18 protein-coding genes are annotated in these 25102 nt (G+C 34.7%); 10 read left to right on the forward strand and 8 right to left on the reverse strand.

Features of this window, described 5'->3' with window-relative positions; all coding sequences use genetic code 11:
- Positions 1–191 precede the first annotated feature (191 nt).
- From ABXQ82_RS14070 to ABXQ82_RS14110, 9 genes are all read left to right on the forward strand, one after another.
- On the forward strand, positions 192–1550 hold the full coding sequence (locus ABXQ82_RS14070) for an MFS transporter (RefSeq protein WP_367060939.1): 1359 nt from the start codon (positions 192–194) through the stop codon (positions 1548–1550).
- Positions 1551–1593: 43 nt separating this feature from the next.
- A complete protein-coding gene (pgmB, locus tag ABXQ82_RS14075) occupies positions 1594–2274 on the forward strand; it encodes a beta-phosphoglucomutase (protein ID WP_367060942.1) in 681 nt (226 codons plus the stop codon).
- Between the two features lie 71 nt (positions 2275–2345).
- Positions 2346–4655, forward strand: coding sequence for a glycoside hydrolase family 65 protein (locus ABXQ82_RS14080; RefSeq protein ID WP_367060945.1), 2310 nt, complete (start codon positions 2346–2348; stop codon positions 4653–4655).
- Between the two features lie 40 nt (positions 4656–4695).
- Positions 4696–6813 carry a glycoside hydrolase family 97 protein gene (locus ABXQ82_RS14085; protein ID WP_367060948.1) on the forward strand — a complete coding sequence of 706 codons (2118 nt, stop codon included), beginning with the start codon at positions 4696–4698 and terminating at the stop codon, positions 6811–6813.
- Between the two features lie 13 nt (positions 6814–6826).
- Positions 6827–8806: a glycoside hydrolase family 13 protein gene (locus tag ABXQ82_RS14090; protein WP_367061106.1), complete on the forward strand. Its 1980-nt coding sequence runs from the start codon at positions 6827–6829 to the stop codon at positions 8804–8806.
- Between the two features lie 75 nt (positions 8807–8881).
- On the forward strand, positions 8882–10063 hold the full coding sequence (locus tag ABXQ82_RS14095; RefSeq protein WP_367060951.1) for an alpha/beta hydrolase-fold protein: 1182 nt from the start codon (positions 8882–8884) through the stop codon (positions 10061–10063).
- Positions 10064–10179: 116 nt separating this feature from the next.
- Positions 10180–12057, forward strand: coding sequence for an alpha-amylase family glycosyl hydrolase (locus ABXQ82_RS14100; protein WP_367060954.1), 1878 nt, complete (start codon positions 10180–10182; stop codon positions 12055–12057).
- 71 nt (positions 12058–12128) lie between these two features.
- Complete coding sequence (locus tag ABXQ82_RS14105; RefSeq protein ID WP_367060957.1) at positions 12129–13778, forward strand: alpha-amylase family glycosyl hydrolase; 1650 nt, start codon at positions 12129–12131, stop codon at positions 13776–13778.
- 215 nt (positions 13779–13993) lie between these two features.
- A complete protein-coding gene (locus ABXQ82_RS14110; RefSeq protein ID WP_367060960.1) occupies positions 13994–14179 on the forward strand; it encodes a hypothetical protein in 186 nt (61 codons plus the stop codon).
- 583 nt (positions 14180–14762) lie between these two features.
- Here ABXQ82_RS14110 and msrA read toward each other — a convergent pair.
- The 3 genes from msrA to ABXQ82_RS14125 all read right to left on the reverse strand — a co-directional run bounded on the left by msrA (position 14763) and on the right by ABXQ82_RS14125 (position 17773).
- Positions 14763–15422 (reverse strand): peptide-methionine (S)-S-oxide reductase MsrA, encoded by a 660-nt coding sequence (gene msrA / locus ABXQ82_RS14115; RefSeq protein WP_367060963.1) that lies wholly within the window; start codon positions 15420–15422, stop codon positions 14763–14765.
- 474 nt (positions 15423–15896) lie between these two features.
- Positions 15897–16676 carry a C4-type zinc ribbon domain-containing protein gene (locus ABXQ82_RS14120; protein ID WP_367060966.1) on the reverse strand — a complete coding sequence of 260 codons (780 nt, stop codon included), beginning with the start codon at positions 16674–16676 and terminating at the stop codon, positions 15897–15899.
- 2 nt (positions 16677–16678) lie between these two features.
- Positions 16679–17773 (reverse strand): Nif3-like dinuclear metal center hexameric protein, encoded by a 1095-nt coding sequence (locus ABXQ82_RS14125; protein WP_367060969.1) that lies wholly within the window; start codon positions 17771–17773, stop codon positions 16679–16681.
- Positions 17774–17819: 46 nt separating this feature from the next.
- Between ABXQ82_RS14125 and lpxK the strand changes: the two genes are divergently transcribed.
- The gene (lpxK, locus tag ABXQ82_RS14130) at positions 17820–18827 is read left to right on the forward strand and encodes a tetraacyldisaccharide 4'-kinase (RefSeq protein ID WP_367060972.1); all 1008 of its coding nucleotides are present in this window, start codon (positions 17820–17822) and stop codon (positions 18825–18827) included.
- Here the strand turns inward: lpxK and ABXQ82_RS14135 are convergent.
- The 5 genes from ABXQ82_RS14135 to ABXQ82_RS14155 all read right to left on the reverse strand — a co-directional run bounded on the left by ABXQ82_RS14135 (position 18824) and on the right by ABXQ82_RS14155 (position 25100).
- Complete coding sequence (locus ABXQ82_RS14135) at positions 18824–21052, reverse strand: ATP-binding protein (protein WP_367060975.1); 2229 nt, start codon at positions 21050–21052, stop codon at positions 18824–18826. The two genes, lpxK and ABXQ82_RS14135, sit on opposite strands and share 4 nt — an antisense overlap.
- A 77-nt stretch (positions 21053–21129) precedes the next feature.
- Entirely contained in the window at positions 21130–22008 is an 879-nt protein-coding gene (gene lipA, locus ABXQ82_RS14140; RefSeq protein WP_367060978.1) for a lipoyl synthase, read from the reverse strand.
- 194 nt (positions 22009–22202) lie between these two features.
- On the reverse strand, positions 22203–23447 hold the full coding sequence (locus ABXQ82_RS14145; protein ID WP_367060981.1) for a divalent metal cation transporter: 1245 nt from the start codon (positions 23445–23447) through the stop codon (positions 22203–22205).
- The gene (locus ABXQ82_RS14150; protein WP_367060984.1) at positions 23440–23994 is read right to left on the reverse strand and encodes a sigma-70 family RNA polymerase sigma factor; all 555 of its coding nucleotides are present in this window, start codon (positions 23992–23994) and stop codon (positions 23440–23442) included. The genes ABXQ82_RS14145 and ABXQ82_RS14150 overlap by 8 nt, the downstream gene beginning before the upstream one ends.
- A complete protein-coding gene (locus ABXQ82_RS14155) occupies positions 23985–25100 on the reverse strand; it encodes a glycosyltransferase (RefSeq protein WP_367060987.1) in 1116 nt (371 codons plus the stop codon). The genes ABXQ82_RS14150 and ABXQ82_RS14155 overlap by 10 nt, the downstream gene beginning before the upstream one ends.
- Between the last annotated feature and the right edge of the window lie 2 nt (positions 25101–25102).

The raw sequence follows: 25102 nt of genomic DNA on the forward strand, positions 1-25102 counted from the left end.
AAACTATTGGTGCTAAAATTTTATTAGGAAAAATAAAATTCTTTTTTATCTTTGATTCGAAATCAAGACTTATATTTTTACTTCTCACAATAAGTTTTGATAAGTTTTATCAATTTAGAATTATTGATTTTCATTAGTTCTATTGATATAGGATCGCTTATCAAATAGTATTCATTTAAACATACTATTTAATGGAAAAGCGTAAATTAAGTTTCTGGCAAATCTGGAACATGAGTTTTGGATTTCTGGGAATCCAAATGGGGTTTGCACTCCAAAATGCCAACGCAAGTAGAATACTTCAAATTTTCGGAGCCGACGTTCATGAACTGTCCTGGTTTTGGATAATTGCACCTCTAATGGGTTTGATTGTTCAGCCAATTATAGGGCATTATAGTGATAAGACTTGGGGACGATTCGGCAGACGAAAACCTTACTTTTTAGTTGGGGCCATTTTAGCTTCCATAGGTTTAGTGCTCATGCCACAAGCAGATATTTTTATAGCCTTCTTGCCAGCTTTATGGGTTGGTGCAGGAATGTTAATGATTATGGATGCCTCTTTCAATATTGCCATGGAGCCTTTTCGAGCTTTAGTTGGGGATAATCTAAGAACAGACCAACGTACTTTAGGCTTTAGCGTTCAGACGGCACTTATTGGTTTTGGGGCGGTTATTGGGTCATGGTTACCCTATGCTTTGACGAATTGGTTTGGAGTTTCTAATGAAACTGTTGCAGGAACTGTCCCTTTTAATTTGATTTTGTCTTTCATTATTGGAGCTATTATTTTAGTCGTTTCAATTTTAGTAACCGTTTTAACAACTAAGGAATATTCGCCTGAAGAACTAGATAGTTTTGAAGATGAAGAAGTACATGCCGATACCGTAGTTAAAGAAGGAGAGGAGGCAAAATCCAGTTTAATGGATATTTTTGAAGACTTCAAAAAAATGCCAACCACTATGCGCCAATTAAGTTGGGTGCAATTCTTTTCATGGTTTGGGCTTTTTGGGATGTGGGTATTTGCTACCCCGGCCATTGCGCAACATCTCTATGGTTTGCCATATACCGATAGTAGTAGTGCTGCATATCAAGATGCAGGAGACTGGATAGGGATTCTGTTTGGGGTTTATAACCTGATTTCTGCGTTTTATGCTTTTGCATTGCCTTACATAGCTAAAAAAATCGGACGTAAAAAAACACATTCCATATCTCTAATTATTGGAGGTTTAGGATTGTTATCCATCTACATTATGCCAGATAAAAATTGGCTTATTTTTTCTATGATAGGAGTAGGGATTGCTTGGGCAAGTATTTTGGCTATGCCTTATGCTATTCTTGCAGGCTCTATTTCACCAAAGAAAATGGGGGTTTACATGGGGATATTTAATTTCTTCATTGTAATACCCCAAATAATCAATGCCTTAATTGGCGGCCCACTTGTAAAATATGCTTATGGCAATCAAGCCATATTTGCTTTAATGATGAGTGGTGTTAGTTTTTTAATTGCAGCGTCTTTAGTTTATAAAGTTAAAGATGTTGATGATATAGTTCAATAAAATAATAAATATTCCCTCTCCTTCGGAGAGGGTTAGGGAGAGGATGAAAAAAATAGGAGTCATATTCGATTTAGACGGTGTCATCGTCGATACAGCAAAATATCATTTTTTAGCTTGGAAAGACCTTGCGGATCATTTGGGTTTTGAGTTTACCGAAGCGCACAACGAACTTTTAAAAGGTGTGAGTCGCGTAAGATCATTAGAGATTCTTTTAGATATCGGAAACGTTGAACTTTCCGAAGAAAAAAAGCAAGAATTTCTAATCAGTAAAAACGAAGAATATCTCAAGTATATTACTGAAATGGGACCAGAAGAAATTCTCCCAGGGGCAAGTGAATTATTGGATGCGCTTGATGCATTAGGAATTCAATATGTATTAGGTTCCGCAAGTAAAAATGCACCATTAATTCTAAAACAAGTCAATTTATACGAAAGATTTGCAGGAATTGTTGACGGAAATAGCGTTTCTAAAGCAAAGCCAGATCCAGAAGTGTTTTTAATAGGTGCTAAAAAACTCAATTTAAAACCAGAACAATGTATCGTTTTTGAAGATGCCATTGCGGGCGTAGAAGCTGCAAATACTGCAAATATGATTTCCATCGGAATTGGAGATGAAAAAACACTTCATGAAGCCGATTTTAATTTTAAGGATTTAACTGAAATTAGTTCAAGTTTTATCAAGGAATTAACGATTAGAAAAGAGAAAAAAGAACAAAGAATATAGATAAGAAAAAGTCGGTTGGGAAACTACGCCGTCTATTTTCTATGGTCTATTTTCTAATATCTTAAAAAAAAATGAATCAAGATTATATAAAACCAGATAATTGGTCTATCATAGAAGAAGGTTTTGATGCAAGTCGCGTTAAATCTTCCGAGAGCTTATTCAGTATTGGCAATGGTGCCATGGGGCAACGTGCTAATTTTGAAGAGCAGTATTCCGGTGATACCTTTCAAGGCAGCTATATCGCTGGGGTATATTATCCAGATAAAACCCGTGTGGGTTGGTGGAAAAACGGCTATCCAGAATATTTTGCCAAAGTATTGAACGCACCAAATTGGATTGGAATTAACGTTACAGTAAACGGCGAACCACTAGATTTAAGCACCTGTAAGTCTGTTGATAATTTTAAACGAGAACTCAATATGAAAGAAGGTTGGTTGTCACGCTATTTTAAAGCGACCTTAGCAAACGATGTTCAAGTTGAAGTATCTGTAAAGCGTTTTTTAAGTTTAGATTTAGATGAAATAGGTGTCATAAATTACGAGGTTACACCTTTGAATGTGGATGCTGAAATCATATTTCAACCGTATTTAGATTCAGGAATTACAAATGAAGATACCAATTGGGACGATAAATTTTGGGATACTACAGATGTAAGTCATGTAAACAATCAAGCTTTTATTGAAGCTAAAACCATGAAAACCGATTTCCATACCTGTACATTCATGGAATCGAAAGTTTACATTTCGGGTAAGCCCATTATGGTTGAGCATAACATAACTGCAGATTCAAATCTGGTGTCATTTAGTTATGCATACCCAGTAAAAAAAGGCGATGCATATAGCATTCAAAAGTTTGGTGGCTATACTGTAGATAGAAATCACGATAAATCCAAATTAGTAAAAGTTGCAAAAGAAGTTCTTAAAACCGCCACTAAAAAAGGGTTTAATCAATTGCTTGAAGAACAAAAACAAGCTTGGGAAACTATTTGGGACATAGCAGATATTACCATTGATGGCGATGTAAAAGCACAACAAGGTATTCGCTTTAATATTTTTCAATTGAACCAAACCTACCTAGGTAAAGATTCAAAATTGAATATCGGCCCTAAAGGTTTTACAGGCGAAAAATATGGCGGAAGCACCTATTGGGATACCGAAGCCTATTGCATTCCATTTTATATGGCAACCAAAGACCAAAAGGTAGCCAGAACACTATTAGAATACCGTTATAATCATTTGAAAAAAGCCATCGAAAATGCTGAAAAGTTAGGTTTTAAGAATGGAGCAGCTTTATATCCAATGGTTACCATGAATGGTGAGGAGTGCCACAATGAATGGGAAATTACCTTTGAGGAAATCCATAGAAATGGTGCTATTGCATTCGCAATTTATAACTACCACCGTTACACGGGAGATTACAGTTATATTCCAGAAAAAGGGCTAGAAGTTCTAATAGGGATTGCTCGTTTTTGGCAACAGCGTGCAAACTTTTCTTCAGATAAAAATCAATATGTTATCCTTGGTGTTACAGGGCCAAATGAATATGAAAATAACGTCAATAATAATTGGTACACAAACTATTTGGCAAAATGGTGTATAGATTATACGCTAGAGCAAATTGAGAGAATTGAAGTAGAATATACTTCAGACTTTTCAAGAATTGCTGAAAAAGTAAATCTGTCTAAAAAGGAATTGGCGTTATGGAAAGCTGTAGCAGATAACATGTATTTCCCGTATTCTGAAAAACATCAAGTGTATCTACAGCAGGATGGCTTTTTAGATAAGGAATTGATTTCAGTTAAAGATTTGCCAAAATCAGAAAGACCCATAAACCAAAAATGGAGCTGGGATAGAATCTTACGTTCACCATACATTAAACAAGCGGATACTTTACAAGGATTTTACTTTTTTGAAGATCAGTTTTCTGATGAAGAGCTAGAGTGTCATTTCGATTTTTATGAACCGTTTACAGTCCACGAAAGTTCATTGTCACCTTGTGTACACAGTATTCAAGCTGCAAAATTAGACAGAATGGAGCAAGCCTATACCTTCTATTTACGAACGTCTCGTTTAGATTTAGACGACTATAATCATGAAGTACACGAAGGTTTACACATTACGTCCATGGCAGGTACCTGGATGAGTATTGTTGAAGGTTTTGGAGGCATGCGTGTTAAAGACAACACCTTGTCGTTCACACCTAAAATCCCGAAACAATGGAAAGGCTATTCATTTAAAGTGAATTTTAGAAATCATATTATAAAAGTAAATATTACTCAAAATCAAACAAATTTTGAAATGATTTGTGGTGATGCTCTTGAGATTCTTGTTAACGATAAATCTTTAATGCTAAAAAATAAAGGATTACGCGCAGTAAGCTAATGAAGCTTTTGAAACCAATTTTAACGCTAAAACAAAAACCATGAAATTTTTATATATATTAAGTATAACTGTATTGTTTTCATTTTTCAATCTTGTTAATTCACAAGCATTGAAATCGCCCAATGGAGAATTGACCATGCAATTTTCTTTGGAAAAAGACGGAATGCCAACCTATGAGTTATCCTATAAAAACAAAGCAGTTATAAAACCAAGCCACTTAGGTTTAGAGTTAAAAGATGATGATACATCGTTATTGAATGACTTTAAAATCCTAAATACTGACACATCAACTTTTGATGACACTTGGATACCAGTTTGGGGAGAGGAAAAAGAAATTCGTAATAATTACAACGAATTGGCTGTAAGCCTAAAACAAAATAAAACCAATAGAATTGTTATGATTCGTTTTAGATTATTCAACGAAGGTTTAGGTTTTCGTTATGAATTTCCAGAGCAAGACAATCTAGTGTATTTCGTCATCAAAGAAGAAAAGTCACAATTTGCCATGACAGGAGATCATACGGCGTTTTGGATTCCAGGAGATTACGATACCCAAGAATATGATTATACAGAATCTAAATTATCAGAAATTAGAGGCTTTTCAGAAGAAGCGGTGACCGTAAACTTATCTCAAAAATCCTATTCTCCAACAGGGGTTCAAACCTCTTTAATTATGAAAACGAATGATGGTTTGTATATCAATTTGCATGAAGCCGCATTAATCAATTATTCATGTATGCATTTGAATTTAGACGATGAAAATATGGTATTTGAATCGTGGTTAACACCAGATGCAAATGGCGATAAGGGCTATATGCAAGCACCGTGTAACTCGCCATGGCGGACTATTATGGTAAGTGATGATGCACGGGATATTCTGGCATCAAAAATGACATTAAACCTGAACGAGCCTTGTAAAATTGAAGATACCTCATGGATAAAGCCAGTAAAATATATAGGCGTTTGGTGGGAAATGATTACCGGAAAAAGCTCATGGGATTATACCGATGAGGTAGCCGCGGTACAATTAGGTGTTACAGATTATTCAAAATTAAAACCAAACGGAACACATGCCGCAAATAACGCCAATGTAAAACGGCATATAGATTTTGCTTCAGAGCACGGGTTTGATGCGGTTTTGGTCGAAGGTTGGAACGAAGGTTGGGAAGATTGGTTCGGGCACTCAAAAGATTATGTATTCGATTTTGTAACCCCTTATCCAGATTTTGATGTTGAAGCTATTCATGCTTATGCAAAATCAAAAGGTGTTGAAATGATGATGCACCATGAAACTTCAAGTTCTGTTCGTAATTACGAGCGCCATATGGATAAAGCCTATCAGTTTATGAAAGACAATGGCTATAATTCAGTAAAAAGTGGTTACGTAGGCGATATTTTACCGCGAGGCGAAAACCATTACAATCAATGGATAGTAAACCATTATCAATATGCCATTGAAAAAGCAGCAGATTATAAAATCATGGTCAATGCCCATGAAGCTGTGAGACCAACGGGAATTTGCAGAACATACCCTAATTTAATAGGAAATGAATCGGCTAGAGGAACGGAATATCAAGCGTTTGGTGGATCAAAACCAAACCATGTTACCGTGTTGCCGTTTACGAGACTAATTGGAGGCCCGATGGATTACACCCCTGGAATTTTCGAAATGGATATTAGTAAATTCAGCCCAAATAATAATTCTCACTTAAACGCTACTATTGCAAACCAATTGGCGTTATACGTTACTATGTACAGCCCGCTCCAAATGGCAGCAGATTTGCCAGAACACTATGAGCAATTTATGGATGCCTTTCAATTTATAAAAGATGTAGCTATAGATTGGGATAAAAGTGTGTATTTAGAAGCTGAGCCTGGGGATTATATTACCGTAGCTAGAAAAGAAAAGGGAAGTGCTAATTGGTTTGTTGGTAATGTGAACGGGAATAAAAAAAGAACCTCAAACATCATATTTGATTTCCTTGAAAAAGGAAAAAAATATAAAGCTACCATTTATGCCGATGGTAAAGATGCGCATTACAAAACCAATCCGCAAGCTTATACCATTAAAACTAAAAAAGTGACTAGCAAGTCAAAACTTTCTCAATTATCAGCTCCAGGTGGCGGTTATGCGATTAGTATTGAAGAGATTAAATAAAAGCAATATTATGATGAGTAATTATTCAAAAACCCGAAAAATCAATAAACTTTCAATTTGGACTGTTTTTGTATGTGTATTTACTTTAAATTTAGCTTGTAAAAAAGAAGGAGATACAAAAATGGATAAGGTTAATGAAAATGTTTCGATAGTTGAAAAACAGGATGTTAACCGTATTGAACCCTTAAACTGGTGGGTAGGTTTTAAGAATCCAAAATTGCAACTTTTAGTGCACCACCCTAATATTTCCAAAAGAACCCCAGAAATTTCATATCATGGTGTTTCCATTGAAAATGTGCATAAAGCAGATAGCCCTAATTATCTGTTTATAGATTTGAATATTTCTGAATCTGCAAAGGCTGGAAAATTCAATATCACTTTTAAAGCAGAAAATAAAGAAGATTTAGTACATACCTATGAGTTGAAATCAAGAGTAAAACCATCAGAAGATTATATAGGTTTTGATAGTTCTGACGCTATTTATTTAATCACACCTGATCGATTTGCAAACGGAATGCCAAAAAATGATATTGTTGAAGCACTTAACGAGAATACTATCGACAGGAGTGATAATTATGCAAGACATGGTGGCGATATAAAAGGCATTACAAATCATTTAGACTATATAGAAGATTTAGGGTTTACAGCTATTTGGCCTTGTCCGTTATTAACTAACGACATGTCCAAAGGCTCTTATCACGGTTACGCTATTACAGATTATTATCAAATAGATCCACGCTTTGGCACCTTGGAAGCGTATCTGGAAATGTCCTCCAAACTATCAGAAAAAGGCATGAAGCTTATCATGGATCAAGTGGCAAACCATTGCGGTTTACAGCATTGGTGGATGAAAGATTTACCATTTAAGGATTGGATAAACCATCAGGAATATTATGAAAAGCATATTGATAATTGGGATGGCGGTAAGGACATTATCACAAATCACAGACGTACCACAAATCAAGATATATATGCCTCTAAAATAGATAAGCAGAATATGAATGTGGGTTGGTTTGTATCTGCAATGCCAGATTTAAACCAACGCAATCCGTTTATGGCTACCTATACCGTTCAAAACAGTATTTGGTGGATTGAAACTGCAAATCTTGGGGGTATTCGTCAAGACACCTATCCTTATCCGGACAAACATTTTATGAGCCGTTGGGCGGGCGACATTATGAACGAATATCCTAATTTCAGTATCGTTGGCGAAGAGTGGAGTTACAATCCGCTGTTGGTTGGCTATTGGCAGGATGGTGCAAATAATAAGGACGGTTACAAGTCAAATTTAAAATCGCCAATGGATTTCCCAATGCAACGCGCTATTGTTGAAGCCTTAAATGAATACGAAGAATGGGATAAAGGTTTGGTTAAAATGTATCAAGGTCTTGCAAACGATTTCCATTATGCAACGCCTAAGGATATTATGCTTTTTCCTGATAACCATGATATGAGTCGCATTTTTACCCAGCTTCACGGAGATATTGCCAACACAAAAATGGCATTGAGTTATGTACTGACATTACCTAGAATTCCGCAACTATATTACGGGACCGAAATTTTAATGAACGATTTTGATAAACCTGGAGACCACGGATTAGTGCGTACGGATTTCCCCGGAGGTTGGGAAGGCGATGCCATTAATGCGTTTACAGGCGAAGGTTTAAATGATGCCCAAAAGGATATGCAATCCTATGTAAAAAAACTTCTGAATTATAGAAAAAACAGTAAAGCTATCCATGAGGGTAAAACCATTCATTTTGCACCTGAAAATAGTGTTTATGTACTATTCAGAATCCATGGTGATGAAACTGTAGTACACATTATTAATAAAAATGACAGTCCTATAGAATTAGATTTGAATAGATTTGAAGAAGTGGGTTTAAAAGGGAAATCGGTTAAAAATATCATTACTGATTATCAGTTTTTCTGGGGAGATAATATCACTTTAAAGGAAAAGGGAAGTGTCATTTTGACAACTAAATTGGATTAAAAATAAATCATTATCGACCTGCGAGGTTTTAAAAACCTTGTAGGTCTCTTTTCAGTTGCAATTCAAAAACATCTAATGAAAAAACATCTACTTATCATATGTTGTATAGTTCTCCTATGGTCCTGTAAAAACAAGACGCAACAGGACGATAATACAATTTTAATCGATGAGCTGGTAACGTTTGTCATAAACGATTTCCCTAAAGCACATAATTTTGATGATGATATTTTCATTTCTGGAGATTTTGAAGGTTGGTCTGGAGGACAAGAACAATTCAAATTAAAAAAAGAGAATAACCAATATGTAATCACAATTCCTAAGTATAAAAAAAATATAAGTTATAAGTTTACAAAAGGAAATTGGGAAACAGTTGAGTGTGAACCAAATGGTAACCCCAAAGAGAACAGAACGTATTCATTTTCTAAATTAAAGGATACAGTTGTAATAAGTATTTTAAATTGGACAGATAAAAGACAACAAAACAAACCTTCAACCGCTACAAGTAACGTTCAGGTATTTGCAGAGAATTTCGAAATCCCGCAATTAAATCGAAAGCGAAGAATCAGTATTTATTTACCGCCAAATTACAGTACTTCAAAAGAAAGTTATCCGGTTTTATACATTCAAGATGGTCAGAATGTATTTGATGTTTCAACGTCGTATAGTGGCGAATGGGAAGTGGATGAAACCTTAAATAAAATGTATGACGAATCGGGTTTTGGGCTCATTGTTGTTGCTGTAGATCATGGTGGAGAAAAACGTTTAAACGAATATTCCCCTTGGAATAATGATAAATATGGAAAAGGAGAAGGGAAACTGTATTTGGACTTTTTGGTAAATATATTAAAGCCCGAAATAGATAAAAGGTTCAGAACAAAACTAGATAGTCAGAACACCGTAGTAATGGGTTCGTCTATGGGCGGTTTGTTTGCGCATTATGCAGCAATAGATCGACCGGATGTATTTGGAAAAGCTGGTGTGTTTTCACCATCATTTTGGTATGCGGATTCCGTGTTTAAGCTTCCGACAGTAACATCTAATTTAAAAGATAGTCGGTTTTATTATGTAGCAGGAGAAAAAGAGGGCAGCAATGTGGCACAACTCATGAACAAAATGGTAGGCTTAATAAAAGCGAATGGATTTTCAGAAAACCGTATTCACAATAAGATTGTTGAAAACGGAACGCATAGCGAATCGTTTTGGAAAACAGAATTCCAAAGTGCCATAAGCTGGTTGTTTAATATAGAAGAACAATAAAATGAAACCAGAATGATTAAAAACAACCATAAAAGACACAATAAAATGACTGTTTTTCTCAAACTGGTTATACCTGACTTCCGTTAAAGAGGTCTAAGCACTAAAAAAGTAAACAGATGAAATCAATAAAATACATATTAATAGCAATAGTAATGTTAGGATTAAGTTGTACGCAACAAAAAAAAGTAGAAAATAAAACTGCTAAAAAGGAGCAGATTACAAAAAAGAAACAAGTCGTTTACCAAGTATTTACAAGATTATTTGGTAATACAAACACCACCAATAAACCCTGGGGTACTATTGAGGAAAACGGTGTTGGTAAATTCAACGATTTTACACCAAAAGCATTAAATGAAATTAAGGATTTAGGCGTGAGCCACATTTGGTTTACGGGCGTGCCACACCATGCTGTAATTAATGATTACACGAACTATGGCATTTCAAATGACGATCCCGATGTTGTAAAAGGTCGTGCCGGTTCACCTTATGCAGTTAAAGATTATTACAATGTGAACCCAGATTTGGCGGTAAATGTAGAAAATAGGTTAGAGGAATTTAAAGCACTTATAAAACGCACACATGAAGCCGATTTAAAAGTGATTATTGATATTGTGCCTAATCACGTAGCTCGAAGTTATAAAAGCATTTCGAAGCCAAAAGGTGTAAGGAATTTTGGTGAAGACGATGATACATCGGTAACTTATCATGTAGATAATAATTTTTATTATAATCCAAAAGACGTATTTAAAGTGCCCATTTGGAAAAATGGTTATACGCCATTAGGTAAAGAAAAACATGTTTTAGAAGATAGTGAATTTCCAGAAAAACCTGCAAAATGGACAGGAAACGGGTCTCGGTTGTCGCAACCCGATATGGATGATTGGTATGAAACCGTAAAAGTAAATTATGGCATTTCTCCTGAAGGAAAAAAGGATTTTGACGAATTACCTGAAGATTTTGGAAATGAAGACTATATAACACATTATGGCTTTTGGAAAAACAAAACCGTACCAAATTCATGGGTGAAATTTAAGGATATAGCATTGTATTGGCTGGATATGGGTGTGGATGGTTTTCGTTATGATATGGCAGAAATGGTGCCCGTTGAATTTTGGAGTTATATGAATTCCAGTATCAAGATGAAAAATCCTGATGCGTTTTTATTGGCTGAAGTTTATAACCCAAAACTTTATAGAGATTATATAAAGAAAGGAAAAATGGACTATCTGTATGATAAAGTCCAATTGTATGATACCATAAAAAGTGTGATGCAAGGCAAAGGAAAAACAGATCATATTCCACCAATTCTTGATGATTTAATGGATATTGAACATCACATGCTACATTTTTTGGAAAACCATGACGAACAGCGTTTGGCAAGTCCGGATTTTGCTGGAAGTGCGGAAAAAGGAAACCCCGCAATGGTGGTTTCGGCAGCTTCTACAACGGCGCCAACCATGATTTATTTTGGTCAGGAAGTTGGTGAGGATGGTTCAGAAGAAACAGGATTTGGAGATCCAACCAGAACGTCAATATTTGATTATGTAGGTGTGCCGGCACATCAACGTTGGGTAAACAACAAACAATTTGATGGTGGGCAATTAACAGGTGAAGAAAAGGATTTAAGAGACTTCTATAAAAGAGTATTGAATTTTACAATAAACAGTAGCGCTTTGGCTGGGGATTATCAAGATATTCATTTGTATAATCGACTGAATACTAAAGATTACAATGATAAGGTTTTGTCTTTTGTGAGATGGAGTGATGATGAACAACTTATTATTGTTTCAAATTTTGATGCTGAAAACGGAAGTGAATTTGAACTGAAAATCCCTGATAGCGTCATCAAAAACTGGAATCTGAGTGATGATAGTTATGAGTTGACAGACCAACTATACAATGAATTTAGTGCAACCCTAAAGATTGAAAATGGTGTCGGTACCATCAAAATAAAGTTGGATGCATTAGAGGCTTTCATCTTAAAAATTCAATAAAAACTAATTAGACCTCTTAGTTTTAACCCTGATAGCTATCGGGACTTATAGGTCTTTGAAACACTAATAAAATGAAGTATTTTTTAATCGTAGTAGCATGCTTGGTTTTTTTTAATTGTGAAGACAAAAAGGAGGCACTTCTAGAAAAGCCAGAAACCCCTTTTGTTTGGGAAGCTGCAAATGTATATTTTTTATTGACTGATAGATTTAATAATGGCGACACTTCAAACGATGTTAATTTCAACAGGAATTTAGAAACAGGAAAGCTTCGTGGATTTGAGGGAGGAGATATTAAAGGAATCACTCAAAAAATAAAAGAGGGTTATTTTTCCGATTTAGGCATCAATGCCATTTGGATGACACCAATCGTAGAGCAAATACATGGCGGAACTGATGAAGGTACAGGGATTTCCTATGGATTTCATGGCTATTGGGCAAGCGATTGGACAAATCTAGATCCAAATTTCGGCACTAAAAAAGATTTACAGGAGCTGGTTGAAGTGGCTCACAAAAATGGCATCCGTATTTTATTGGATGCGGTTATAAACCATACGGGACCGGTTACCGATAAAGATCCCGTATGGCCTTCAACTTGGGTGCGTACCGAACCACAATGTGATTATGCGTCTTACGACAATACAATTTCGTGCACATTGGTTAAAAACCTTCCAGACATTAAAACTGAAAGTGATGAAGCTGTAGAGTTGCCACCGCAATTGGTTGAAAAATGGAAAGCCGAAGGCAGATATGAGCAAGAAGTTGCCGAATTAGATGCGTTTTTCAAAAGAACAGGATATCCAAGAGCACCTCGATTTTATATCATGAAATGGCTCACAGATTATATCACAGACTTTGGGATTGATGGCTATCGTGTGGATACCGTTAAACATGTAGAGGAATCTGTATGGCAAGAATTTAAGGCGGCATGTGATTTCGCTTTCGCGGAATACAAAAAGAACAATCCTGATAATGTTCTTGATGATAATGGTTTCTATTTGGTTGGAGAGGTTTATAACTACGGAATTTCAGCCACTAAAGCTTTTGATTTTGGAGATAAGAAAGTCAATTACTTTGACAATGCTTTTGATGGACTCATTAATTTTGAAATGAAATGGCATGCAGCTCAAATGACAACAGAAGAGCACTTCAAAAAATATTCAGAAATACTAAATTCAGATTTAAAAGGCTATAGTGTTTTAAATTATTTAAGTTCTCATGATGATAGTCAACCATTTGATGCATCAAGAGAAAAGGCTTTTGAAACGGCTACCAAATTGTTGTTATGCCCAGGCGCATCACAGGTGTATTATGGTGATGAATCTGCACGTTCTTTAGTGGTTGCAGGTACGGTAGGCGATGCCACATTGCGCTCTTTTATGAATTGGGAGGCTATTAAAAATAACCAAGAAACCAAATTGGTTTTGGAACATTGGCAAAAATTGGGGCAGTTTCGCGCCAACCATCCTGCTATTGGCGCTGGAGTACATCAAATGATAACGGAAACTCCTTATTTATTTTATAGAAGTTTTTCAAAAGGTGATTTTAAAGATTTGGTTGTAGTTGGACTGGATTTACCAATTGGCAAAAAAGTTTTAGATGTTTCGAAAGTATTTAAAAACGGTGATGAACTTCGCGATGGGTATTCAGGTGTTTCTTGCACAGTCAAAGCAGGTAAGGTTACTATAAATTCAGAATACAATATAGTGCTTTTAGAAAAGTAATCTTATTTTGAGATTAGATAATCTTTGCCCTTAACTAAACTATACTGTCGGTTGTCCTCGAATTTTTCACAGACTTGTAATCCTTGTTATTGGTTTTTGTATTCAAAATAATCTTGTTGAAATTGATTATTAAGATACTGAAAATCAATAGATTAAATAAGTTAATGGTGTTGTTTCTCAACTAATTAAGCTTGTTTTTTTCTTGTTCTCAATCCTTGATTTGCATATGTTGCAATGTATTAGATACTTCGGAATTTATAAAAGATACATTTGATATTGTGTTTACCGGTAATGGCGTAATTGGATGGTTGCCCGATTTAAAACCTTGGGGATTAAGTAAGGAATATGGCTGGAATCATGGTTTAGGTGAAGTGGTTTCTGCTTTAACTGAAGCGGGATAGCATATTGAATAGTTAAGAGAGTTTGATGAAAGTCCTTATGATGTGTTGCCTAATTTGATAAAGAACGAATCTGGGATGTTTGTGACAAAAGATAAGTTGTATCCTTTGATTTTTACTTGAGGGCTGTAAAAAATAGGAATTAAAGGTAAAAACTATCCTGTAACAATTAATGCAATTAAGCTGATTAGCCAAACCCAAAGCCCTATTTTTCCAACAGAATTCCAAATAGACCATTTAAGATTAGCTTTTCTAGAAGCTTTATAACTATTAAATTCTAAATTTCCACTTGAATTCCTGCTGTTGAATTTTTCTTCTTCTACTTTATACCCAAGTCTTCCACCAATAATAAAGAGTAAAAGACAATAAAAAACGTTTTGCTGAAAAGCGGATGCCCGGTTAAAACATCCCAAGCACTTTGTGAAAATTCCATTTATTTATATTTGAAAATTTAGATTAAAGTTCTAATAAAGTAAGTCATTTTCAACTTCTTATTGTAAAACTAAAATAGCGAACTTTTGTTAACTAAAATTGAGTTTAATAAAGTTGACTCTGAAGAGTTGATTTGAGCATGCAATATATACTATTAATGACTTTCCTTCAATAACTCCTCAGGAAACTGAGCCTGAAACCGTTTTAATCTTGGAATAGATACATTACGGATATACCCATTATTTGGATGTAAACGTTCGTAGTTTTGATGGTACGCTTCTCCCACCCAAAATTTTTGAAATGGATAGATTTCTGCTGCTATTTTAGCATCCAGTTTTTTTGCTAAGGCTTCTTTTTTTTCTAAGATGATTTTCTTTTGTGCGTCGTTTTGGTAAAAAATAATGGAGCGGTATTGAGAGCCTTTATCTGGCCCTTGTCCGTTAACTTGTGTTGGGTTTTGGGAGGCGAAATAGGCATCTACTAAGGTTGCAAAACTGACTATTTTTGGGTTGTAAATAACTTCTACAGCTTCTGCGTGTCCTGTGCGCCCAGTATTGCTGGCTTCGTAGGTAGGGTTTTCTGAATGTCCGCCAGAATAGCCGTTTATAACTTCGTCAACGCCTTTAATACTTTCGTAAATGGCTTCCACACACCAAAAACAACCACTTGCAAAATATGCTTTTGCTTTTCCGTTTTTAATGGGGACTTCAATGGGTTTTGCGTTTATAACAGCCTCTTGATCTTTAGTATTTTGGGCTGAGTTTTTACAGCTGAATAGGAGTGCTAAAACTAAAAGGGGGATAAATTTTTTCATAATGATTTTTCTTTTTCTAATAGACGTATAAAAATACGAAACCTTAATTCGTTGTTTGTGAAAGTTGTTTTAAAATGAGTTTGGTATTTATAGGTTCAGTTTTTGGGCTAATTATCACCATCACAAAATTTATATGTTTGATTAATCCTAAAGGGATTATATACTTATAGACACAATTTATGTTTTTTTTATTCGACCCTGACAGGGTCGTATTAAACATATCGCTGTTTTATTTTTCTATACCTATTTGAATCCTTCGGATTTTTTGGTTTCACGCTATCACTATCACCAAGATTTTGCTTAACCGCAGAATTTTTTAGTTTTCAGGATGACTCCGCGCAACTCTGTGCTCCCCCTGTGAATCTCAGCGTTACAACGCCCATAAGCCTTTTTAACTCAAGGAGTATCCAAAATTATTAGGCATAAAAAAACCCTCAGAAAACTGAAGGTTTTAAATATCTATTTAAAAATGGATTATAGTTTTTTAAACATTTTTTCCATTTTTGCTTTTTGTTCATCGGCTAAAGCGGCATCAACTAAAATGCGTCCGCTATGCTCATCTGTAATTACTTTTTTACGCGCTGCAATTTCTACCTGTACTTGCGGTGGGATTGTAAAGAACGATCCACCAGCTGCACCTCTTTCAATGGGTACAACCGCTAATCCGTTTTTTACATTCTTACGAATTCTATTATAAGCTTTTACCAAACGCTCTTCAATCTGTGTTTTGTAAGCGTCTGATTTTTCAATTAAAGCTTTCTCTTCTTTTTCAGTTTCGGACAAAATAGCATTCAATTCACTTTTCTTGTGTTTTAAATGTGTTTCGCGCTCTTTTAATTGCTCTTTTGTTGCAGCAATCACTTCTTTTTTCTGCTCTATTTGCGCCTTAAATTCCTTGATGTGCTTCTCAGCCAATTCAATTTCTAATTCTTGAAATTCTACCTCTTTAGAAAGTGAGTTGAACTCTCTGTTATTTCTAACATTTTTTTGCTGCTCACCATATTTCTTAATAAGTGACTTAGACTCTTCAATTAAGTTCTTTTTAGATGAAATATCGTTGTCTATTACCTCTAAACCACTAACAAGTTTTTCTAATCTTGTGCTTAATCCAGCAACTTCATCTTCTAAATCTCTTACTTCTAAAGGCAATTCTCCGCGTACATTACGGATTTCGTCAATGCGAGAATCTATAAGTTGTAAATCGTATAAAGCTCTTAAACGATCTTCAACACTAACTTCTTTCTTTTTAGCCATACTTAAAAATACTTAACAGGATTGGTATTTGTCTTTGATAAAACGACTGCAAAATTAGTAATTTTTTTTGTAAGATGCTCTACTAAACCATTTTTTGTGAATTGCTCACTTTCATAATGGCCAATATCGGCTAAAAGGATGCTGTTTTCGGCTGAAAAAAAGTCGTGATATTTTAAATCGGCAGTTATAAATGCATCAGCACCAGTAGCTTTTGCAGCATTTATTGCAAAACTCCCTGAGCCACCTAATACCGCTACTTTTTTAATGGTTTTATTTAAAAATGAAGAATGGCGAATAAAACCTGTCTGCATTTTAGTTTTAACATGGTTGAGAAAATCTGTTTCGGACATTGGTGTGGCTAATTCCCCAACCATTCCCATTCCGATATGCTGATTTTTGTTTTCAATGGTAACCACTTCGTAAGCTACTTCTTCATAAGAATGTGTGTTGAAAAGCGTTTGCAATATTCGGGATTCTAGATGTTTTGGGAAGGTTATCGTAATTTTAGTTTCGGTTTCTGTATGTGTTTCTCCTTTTTTTCCTTTTGTGGGAGACGATTGGTCATTGCCTCTAAAAGTACCGTAACCTTCTACGTTAAAACTGCAATTTGTGTAATTGCCAATACTTCCCGCGCCTGCATTGAATAAAGCATTTCTTAAAGTTTCAGCTTCGTTTTTAGGAACGTAAGTGGTTAATTTTTTGATGGTTTCGCTTTGCGGAATTAAAATACGTTTGTTAGCTAATTCTAATTGATTGCAAATTATAGCGTTTACACCTTTAAATGCATTATCAAGCGCAGTATGCATGCTATAAATGGCGATATCATTTTTAATGGCTTTAAGAACTACACGCTCCACATACGTTTTTCCTGTTATTTTCTTCAAACCTTTAAAAATAATAGGGTGGAAGCTTACAATAAGATTACAGTTTTCTGAAATGGCTTCGTCAACAACTGCTTCAAGCGTGTCTAATGTAACTAAAACTCCAGTCAGTTTAGTGTTTTTATCACCGACTAAAAGACCAACATTATCAAAACCTTCTGCATAGGATAATGGCGCCAGTTCTTCTAAATGATTAATAACATCTTGTACAATCATAATTAATTTGTTTGCTTCAAAGATAAAATATTATACATTCGCTTAAATGAAGCTTCTTAGAAAAATATTATTTCCAATGGTCCCTATTTACTATGCCATCACATGGTGTAGGAATATATTGTATGATTTTGGACTAAAAAAATCGACTTCTTTTGACTTGCCTGTAATTTGTGTTGGCAATTTAAGTGTTGGTGGTACAGGGAAAACCCCGATGATTGAGTATTTAATCAGACTTTTAAAAGACGACTATAAAGTGGCGACATTAAGTAGGGGTTACAAAAGAAAAACGGAGGGTTTTCAATTGGCTGACGAAAATGCGACTGCTGAAACTATTGGAGATGAGCCGTTTCAGTTTTACCATAAATTTAAAAATGAGATTAATGTAGCGGTTGATAGCAATCGCGTTAACGGCATTGGGCAATTATTAAAATTGAAACATTTGCCAGAAGTGGTTTTGTTGGATGACGCCTTTCAGCACAGAAAAGTGAAAGCGGGATTTAATATCATGCTTACGACTTATAATAATCCATATTTTAAGGATACCGTTTTGCCTACGGGCAATTTAAGAGAGCCAAGAAGTGGTGCAAAAAGGGCGCACATAATTGTGGTTACAAAGTGTCCTAAACATATGAGTTATTATGAGAAAGTGGGTTTTTTACGTAGAATTAATGCAACAAACGATCAACAGGTTTTTTTTAGTTCCATTTCTTATGCAGATGAAGTTATTTCTGAAAATGCAGCGTTGCAATTAAATGAACTTAAAGATTTTGCTTTAGTGACGGGTATTGCAAATGCAAGTCCGCTCATCAAATTTCTAAAGAATAAAAATTTGAAGTTTGAACATTCAAACTTTAAAGACCACCATGAGTTTTCTGCAAACGATATTTCAGCATTAGAATCTAAAAAACTCATAATTACTACAGAGAAAGATTTTATGCGTTTAAAACAGTATAAATCACTAAAAGACAAATTGTTTTATTTACCAATAACAGTATCAATTTCTGATGGAAATAAATTTAATGAAGCAATTCTGAATTTTATGAAATCCTATTAAGCAGTCGCCGTATTTTTACTAGAAAGCGCATTGAACAGTTTTTTCTCAAACTCTTCTTGCTTGAATGGCTTAGGAATAATATCCGTAAATCCTGCTTCATCAAACTCATGCATTTTATCTTCTATCGTTACCGCAGTAAGTGCAAAAATAGTTAACTCTTTATCAAAAGTCCGCACGATTTTGGTAGCCTCAATACCACTAATCCCTGGCATGTGGATATCCATTAAGATAATATCGTATTTGTTGGTCTTAATCATATCAACAGCAGCTTCGCCATTATCAACAATTTCACAGTAAAGATCCATTTTGTTAAGAATCTTTTTTGTTATCATTTGGTTGATCTTGTTGTCTTCAACAACTAAGATTTTCACGGTACTTAGATCTATGTTAGAAGGTCTGGCATCTAATTTTTTGACTGCTTTTTTAGCCGATTTTTCCTTTTCCGCATTATATTCTAAAGGAATTTCAAAGAAAAAAGTAGTGCCTTTTCCTAATTCACTTTGCAAATAAATTTTACCTTTTAAAATATCAATCAATCCTTTTACAATCGATAACCCTAGACCAGTACCGCCATATTTGCGATTAATTTGAATGGACCCTTGTGAGAAACTTTCAAACATATGGTCTTGTTTTTCTTTGGTGATACCAATACCGTTGTCTTCTACCTCGAAACGGAGTTCGTATATGTTATCCTTCTGACCAATTTTGTAAACCCGTATCCAAATATCTCCATCCTTTGTAAACTTAATAGAGTTACCTATTAAATTAATAAGGATTTGAGAAATTTTTAATTGATCTGCAATAAAGTTTTCCGGTAAATCTTTATCGTATTCAAAATGAATGGTGATGTTATTGTCTATTGCCGAATTATTTAAGGCTAAAACAATATTGTTGATTTTCTTTTTAAGGCTGAATGGTTCAGGATCTATTTCTACTTTATTAGCTTCAATTTTATTAATCTGAAGAATATCATTGATGAAAGTCAATAAATAATCTCCTGAAAACTTCAATGATTTTAAATGTTGAATTTGTTCAGGTTTCGGATTTTCATCTAAAAGCATGTTGCTCAAACCAGTAACGGCGTAAAGCGGTGTTCTTAATTCATGAGTAACAGTTGACAGGAAGTTGGCTTTGGTTTTTGAAGCTAGTTCCGCTTTTTCTTTGGCAATAATAAGTTCATTATTCTTTTTATGAAGCATATTATTGGTCTTAAGCCTGATGTTATTATTCTTGTACAGCGATAATGTTAGCAGCGATAAAATAGTAATTAACGCAACGCTCAAGATAGATATTAGTGTGCCTAAATCGTTTTGACTTTTTGCTTCTTCAAGTTCAGCTTTTTGCTTTTTATTATTCTCAATTTGATCGTTTATTAAAAACTGAATACGTTTTTCAGGCGAAAGATTTGCTCGTTTTACTCCTCTTAATGAATCTGATAGGTTTATATGATATTTTAAGTAATTATTGGCAAGTTGATGGTTTTGAGTGTTTTCGTAAATTGTACTTAGAACTAAATATGCAGTGTTCTTAATGGTGTTATAACCGTTGCTTTTGGCAATTGCTAAACCTTCTTTAGTGAAATTTAAGGCTTTTTCAGGTTCGTTTAAAGCATCATAGACTTTCCCATGACACACCAAAGCACTACTTAAAATTTTGTTTAGTTCTTTTTTTCTGGCGATAACTACAGCTTGCTCAACTAGCTCTCTAGCTTTTCTATAGTTTTTTAATTCAAAATATGCATTACCCTCGGCTAGAAGTGTTTCCGCTAGTTCTAAATCTAGTTGTTCTTCTTGAAATTTAGATTTCGCCGCCCTATAAGAGTCTAGGGCCTGATAAATATTGTTCTTGGCCATGTAAACATCACCAAATGTTTTAAACGAACGACCAAGGTTTTTGTTGTCGTTAGTAATGCGCTGCATTTCAACCGCTTTGTTCAAAGATTGTATAGCAACATCTTCTTCTTCTATAATAAGATGAAGTTTTCCTTTTATGGATTGAATAAGTCCAATGCTTTTTTTATTGTTGGATTCTTCAGCAAGTGCTAATGCCTCATCTAAAGTTTTTTGAGCTTCAAAGTATTTGAAGTTTGAGATATCATTTTGCGACTGCTCAATCCTATAGTTAATGTTATTTTGTATAATTTCAGGGTCTTCCTCAAGAGTTTGAGAAAACATACTGAATGATAACAACATTAAAACTATATATATGTTTTTAATTTGGGACATTTTAGTTTTAAATAGGTGGACAAATATAATTATTTATTCGATAAAGTACACCTTTTTTCCGATAAATTGCGTTTTGTCTAGTTTATATGCTTTTGAGCCTTGTATGACGAACGCACCAAGGCACTACTTTCTACATGTCTAAATCCTAGATTAAGCCCAATTTCTTTGAATTCATCAAACTCGTCGGGGTTAATAAAACGTTTCACTGGCAAATGTTTTTTACTAGGCTGTAAATATTGTCCAATGGTTACAACATCTACATTATTATCTTTTAAATCATGCAAAGTCTCGATAACTTCTTCCCTGGTTTCTCCCAAACCTAGCATAATGCCTGATTTTGTGCGTCTTTGACCTTGCTGTTTTAAATACTTTAAAACACCCAAGCTTCTGTCATATTTCGCTTGAATACGCACTTCTCTCGTTAATCTTCTAACGGTTTCAATATTATGGGAAACCACCTCTGGGGCAACATTAATAATTCTATCAATGTGATTTTCAACACCTTGAAAATCAGGTATTAATGTTTCTAAAGTCGTCTCAGGATTCATTCTGCGTACTGCATTAACAGTTTCAGCCCACATGATACTGCCCATATCTTTTAAATCATCTCTATCAACACTCGTTAAAACCGCATGTTTAATTTGCATGATTTTTATGGATCGCGCTACCTTTTCGGGTTCATCCCAATCCACGGTTTCTGGTCTTCCAGTTTTTACGCCACAAAACCCGCAAGAACGTGTACAAACATTTCCAAGAATCATAAAGGTTGCAGTACCTTCTCCCCAACATTCGCCCATATTAGGACAGCTTCCAGAAGCACAAATGGTGTTGAGTTTATATTTATCAACCAGACCTCTTAATTCGGTATATTTTTTACCAGTTGGCAATTTAACACGCAACCATTTAGGTTTGGGGTGTCGCTCTGGTAATATGTTGGAAATAGTTTCTTTTTGCATCGTTAAAAAATGAAATGCAAAGATACGAAGTATTCTTTTAAATGCGCTTTAGAAAAAGTTTCACAGGGACACACGGAGAAACACAAAGTAGCACAGAGAGTTCTTGATTTTATATGGAATTTTAGCATTGTAGAATTATTAACAAATTTCTCAGCGAATCTCAGCGAAAACTCAGCGCATCTCTGAGTAATAACTCATAAAGTAGTGAGATACCACACGCTAAATCCAATTAAAAAGATAATTCCCAACCAACTTAAAATATGTAAATTTTTTGATGGGCGCCAGGCTTTGGGTGTATGCTTACTGGAAATAAGTTTGTAATTTATTATGGCATAAAAAGGTGCAGTAATGAATGATAGAATTGTTGCAATTTTAATTAATAGCCCCATTTCTGAACCTAGAAATAAGAATATGTAAATTGTGCCAAGGCATAACAGTATGATCCAGAAGAGATAACCGAACTTAAAAGGTTTGTTTAAAAGCAATTCTGAAGTTCTATCCATAGACCTTGGCGAAGCATCTAGCGTCGTTAACGTTGTACTAAACATAGTCGTAAATGCTGCAACGCCAATAATAATGTACGCCCAATCTCCTAAACTAGTAGTGTACATGTCTATTAATTGTCCCGCAAAAACATTAGCAGAACTACTAAAAGTTTCACCACTACTAAACATCACCAAAGCACCTAATAAAACGAACCCAATGCCCAATACGATTGTGCCAATGTACCCCACATTAAAATCGAAAAGCGCACCCTTGGTTGAAAATGACTTTTCACTTTTCTTTTTTTCTAGTGTCCAGAGCGAATGCCAAACAGAAATATCCAATGGTCCTGGCATCCAGCCCATAAAAGCGATTAAAAAGGCTATTTCTAGATTGTTTTCTGGAAGAACTTGGGCCATTGAAAGTGCTGTTGTGTTATTAAATAATGCCATGGTTACGGCAACGACTGTGCTTATGGAAAGCGTAATGATAATCACCTTAATAAGATGGTCTAGCAATTTATATTTCCCGAGAAGAAGAAGCGATAGACAAATACCCAAAATTATAATGGACCAAATTTGAACACTGGAAATACTAAAGCTTCCTACAGTAATTGGTGCAAAATCATAAAATAGGGTAGAGGCAATACCTGCGGTAACAATGGTTACAGCCATTTGTATCACAAACATAGTGCCCAGTGTAATTATATAGTAAGCAATTAAAGTGCCTTTACCTAGTTTTTTGTAACCGTCCAAAAGACTTTCTCCTGTGGCTGCGGCATAGCGAGGGCCGTATTGAAAAAATGGATATTTAAAGAGCGTAACTAAAACCAGCGCCCAAATTAAGCCCAAACCAAAATCTGCCCCAGCTCTTGTGGATTGTACCAAATGCGAAACCCCAATGGCTGCACCAGCAAATAGTAGTCCCGGACCTAGATTTTTAAGTTTATTAATCATTTTGGGTTTTAATTACTTCTGCAAGTAATTTTTTAGCACGCAATAATTTTACTTTCACGTTATTGATAGGTTCATTAAGTTCTTTTGAAATTTCTTTATAGCTTAATTCTTGAAAGTACCTCAGGTTTATAATCGTTTGATAATGAGGTTTTAACTTCTTAATGTCACGTAATAGTTTTGCGAGATTCTGTTCCGTAATTAACTTATCTTCAACGGAAGGTGATTCGTCTAAAACCTGAAATGCTTTTGTGTCATCATCTTTAGAAATAGCATGTTTGATAGAGTTTTTTTCTTTCCGAAGTAAATCAATATGAATGTTTTTTGAAATAGTGATTAACCATGTTTTGAACTTGTAATTTTCATCAAAAGTTGCTATTCTGTCAAAAGCTTTTGAGAATGTTTGGATGGTAATATCTTCGGCATCATTTTCATTTTGAACGCGTTTTAATTGAAAACCATATACAGCGTCCCAATATAAATCCAATAAGTAATTAAATGCTTTTTGGTCGTTTTTTTTAGCGCGAGAGATGGCTTCTTCTATTTCCAATGCTTGGGTTTTGAGATTTTATTTGATATAAATATAGCTAATTGAAAAGTTATTAAAAAGATTTCTAAAAAGGGCAGAAATGGTAATAAATCTTTTTCGTGAAGTTTTTTTGCTGAAAACACATAGACAATATACTGAACGGTAATTCTAAAAAGGATAAGGCAAATAGCAAGAATTGGAGCGTATAATACAGATAAAAGCAATATCGCCAAACCCCAAAATAGTACATTGGTAATATAGAACAACGCTAATAAAACTTTATGGTTTCTCTTATAGTATTTTGCAGTAGAAACATGTCTTCTTTTTTGTACATACCAGTCTTTAAAAGATTTTTTAGGGATAGAGCTTGTCAAACTTTTTTCTGAAAAGCAGATAGCAGTATTTGAGTTTGTAGCCGCTTCATTTACAAATAAATCATCATCTCCAGAACTTATGTTCATATGTCCCATAAAGCCATTCACTTTAAAGAACTGCTTTTTTGTATAGGCTAAATTTCTGCCAACACCCATGTATGGCATTCCTAGTTTTGCAAACGAAAAATAAGAGATAGCCGCAGTAAGCGTTTCAAACCTGATTAACTTATTTAAAAATGAATTTTTGATTTTATCGTAAGCACCATAACCTAATACAATTGATTTTTCTGAATTAAAATGGGATGCCATTTCAGAAATCCAATGCTTTGAAAGGGGTTTACAGTCTGCATCCGTAAATAATAACACATTATGTGTTGCTGCTTTTACGCCTAATGTTAATGGATATTTTTTATTGCCCCAAAAAGTTTCCAAAGGCTTAACGTTAACAATTTTTATGTTTTCATGCTGATTAGCGAAGGTTTCCATAACCTCTAAAGTGTCGTCATGAGAACCATCATTAATCAACACAATTTCAAAATTTTTATAGTCTTGATCAATGATTGAAGGTAAAAACGTTTTTAAGTTTTCGGCTTCATTTTTAGCACACACAAGAACTGATACAGGTGTGTTTGATCTTTTATTTGAAGTTTTTTGTTTGAGAAAAGCAAATCTTCCAAAAATATTGAGATAGAAAATCACTTGAATTAAAACAACGCCCATAAAGGCGTAGAGGGCAATATCAAGAAACACCATGT

This window comes from Algibacter sp. 2305UL17-15, from assembly GCF_040720935.1.
Taxonomy (GTDB): domain Bacteria; phylum Bacteroidota; class Bacteroidia; order Flavobacteriales; family Flavobacteriaceae; genus Jejuia.

Bases quoted from the DNA above. Each gene is read 5' to 3' on its own strand.
- ABXQ82_RS14070 (WP_367060939.1), top strand. From the start codon at position 192: ATGGAAAAGCGTAAATTAAGTTTCTGGCAAATCTGGAACATGAGTTTT.
- pgmB (WP_367060942.1), top strand. From the start codon at position 1,594: ATGAAAAAAATAGGAGTCATATTCGATTTAGACGGTGTCATCGTCGAT.
- ABXQ82_RS14080 (WP_367060945.1), top strand. From the start codon at position 2,346: ATGAATCAAGATTATATAAAACCAGATAATTGGTCTATCATAGAAGAA.
- ABXQ82_RS14085 (WP_367060948.1), top strand. From the start codon at position 4,696: ATGAAATTTTTATATATATTAAGTATAACTGTATTGTTTTCATTTTTC.
- ABXQ82_RS14090 (WP_367061106.1), top strand. From the start codon at position 6,827: ATGAGTAATTATTCAAAAACCCGAAAAATCAATAAACTTTCAATTTGG.
- ABXQ82_RS14095 (WP_367060951.1), top strand. From the start codon at position 8,882: ATGAAAAAACATCTACTTATCATATGTTGTATAGTTCTCCTATGGTCC.
- ABXQ82_RS14100 (WP_367060954.1), top strand. From the start codon at position 10,180: ATGAAATCAATAAAATACATATTAATAGCAATAGTAATGTTAGGATTA.
- ABXQ82_RS14105 (WP_367060957.1), top strand. From the start codon at position 12,129: ATGAAGTATTTTTTAATCGTAGTAGCATGCTTGGTTTTTTTTAATTGT.
- msrA (WP_367060963.1), bottom strand. From the start codon at position 15,422: ATGAAAAAATTTATCCCCCTTTTAGTTTTAGCACTCCTATTCAGCTGT.
- ABXQ82_RS14120 (WP_367060966.1), bottom strand. From the start codon at position 16,676: ATGGCTAAAAAGAAAGAAGTTAGTGTTGAAGATCGTTTAAGAGCTTTA.
- ABXQ82_RS14125 (WP_367060969.1), bottom strand. From the start codon at position 17,773: ATGATTGTACAAGATGTTATTAATCATTTAGAAGAACTGGCGCCATTA.
- lpxK (WP_367060972.1), top strand. From the start codon at position 17,820: ATGAAGCTTCTTAGAAAAATATTATTTCCAATGGTCCCTATTTACTAT.
- ABXQ82_RS14135 (WP_367060975.1), bottom strand. From the start codon at position 21,052: ATGTCCCAAATTAAAAACATATATATAGTTTTAATGTTGTTATCATTC.
- lipA (WP_367060978.1), bottom strand. From the start codon at position 22,008: ATGCAAAAAGAAACTATTTCCAACATATTACCAGAGCGACACCCCAAA.
- ABXQ82_RS14145 (WP_367060981.1), bottom strand. From the start codon at position 23,447: ATGATTAATAAACTTAAAAATCTAGGTCCGGGACTACTATTTGCTGGT.
- ABXQ82_RS14155 (WP_367060987.1), bottom strand. From the start codon at position 25,100: ATGGTGTTTCTTGATATTGCCCTCTACGCCTTTATGGGCGTTGTTTTA.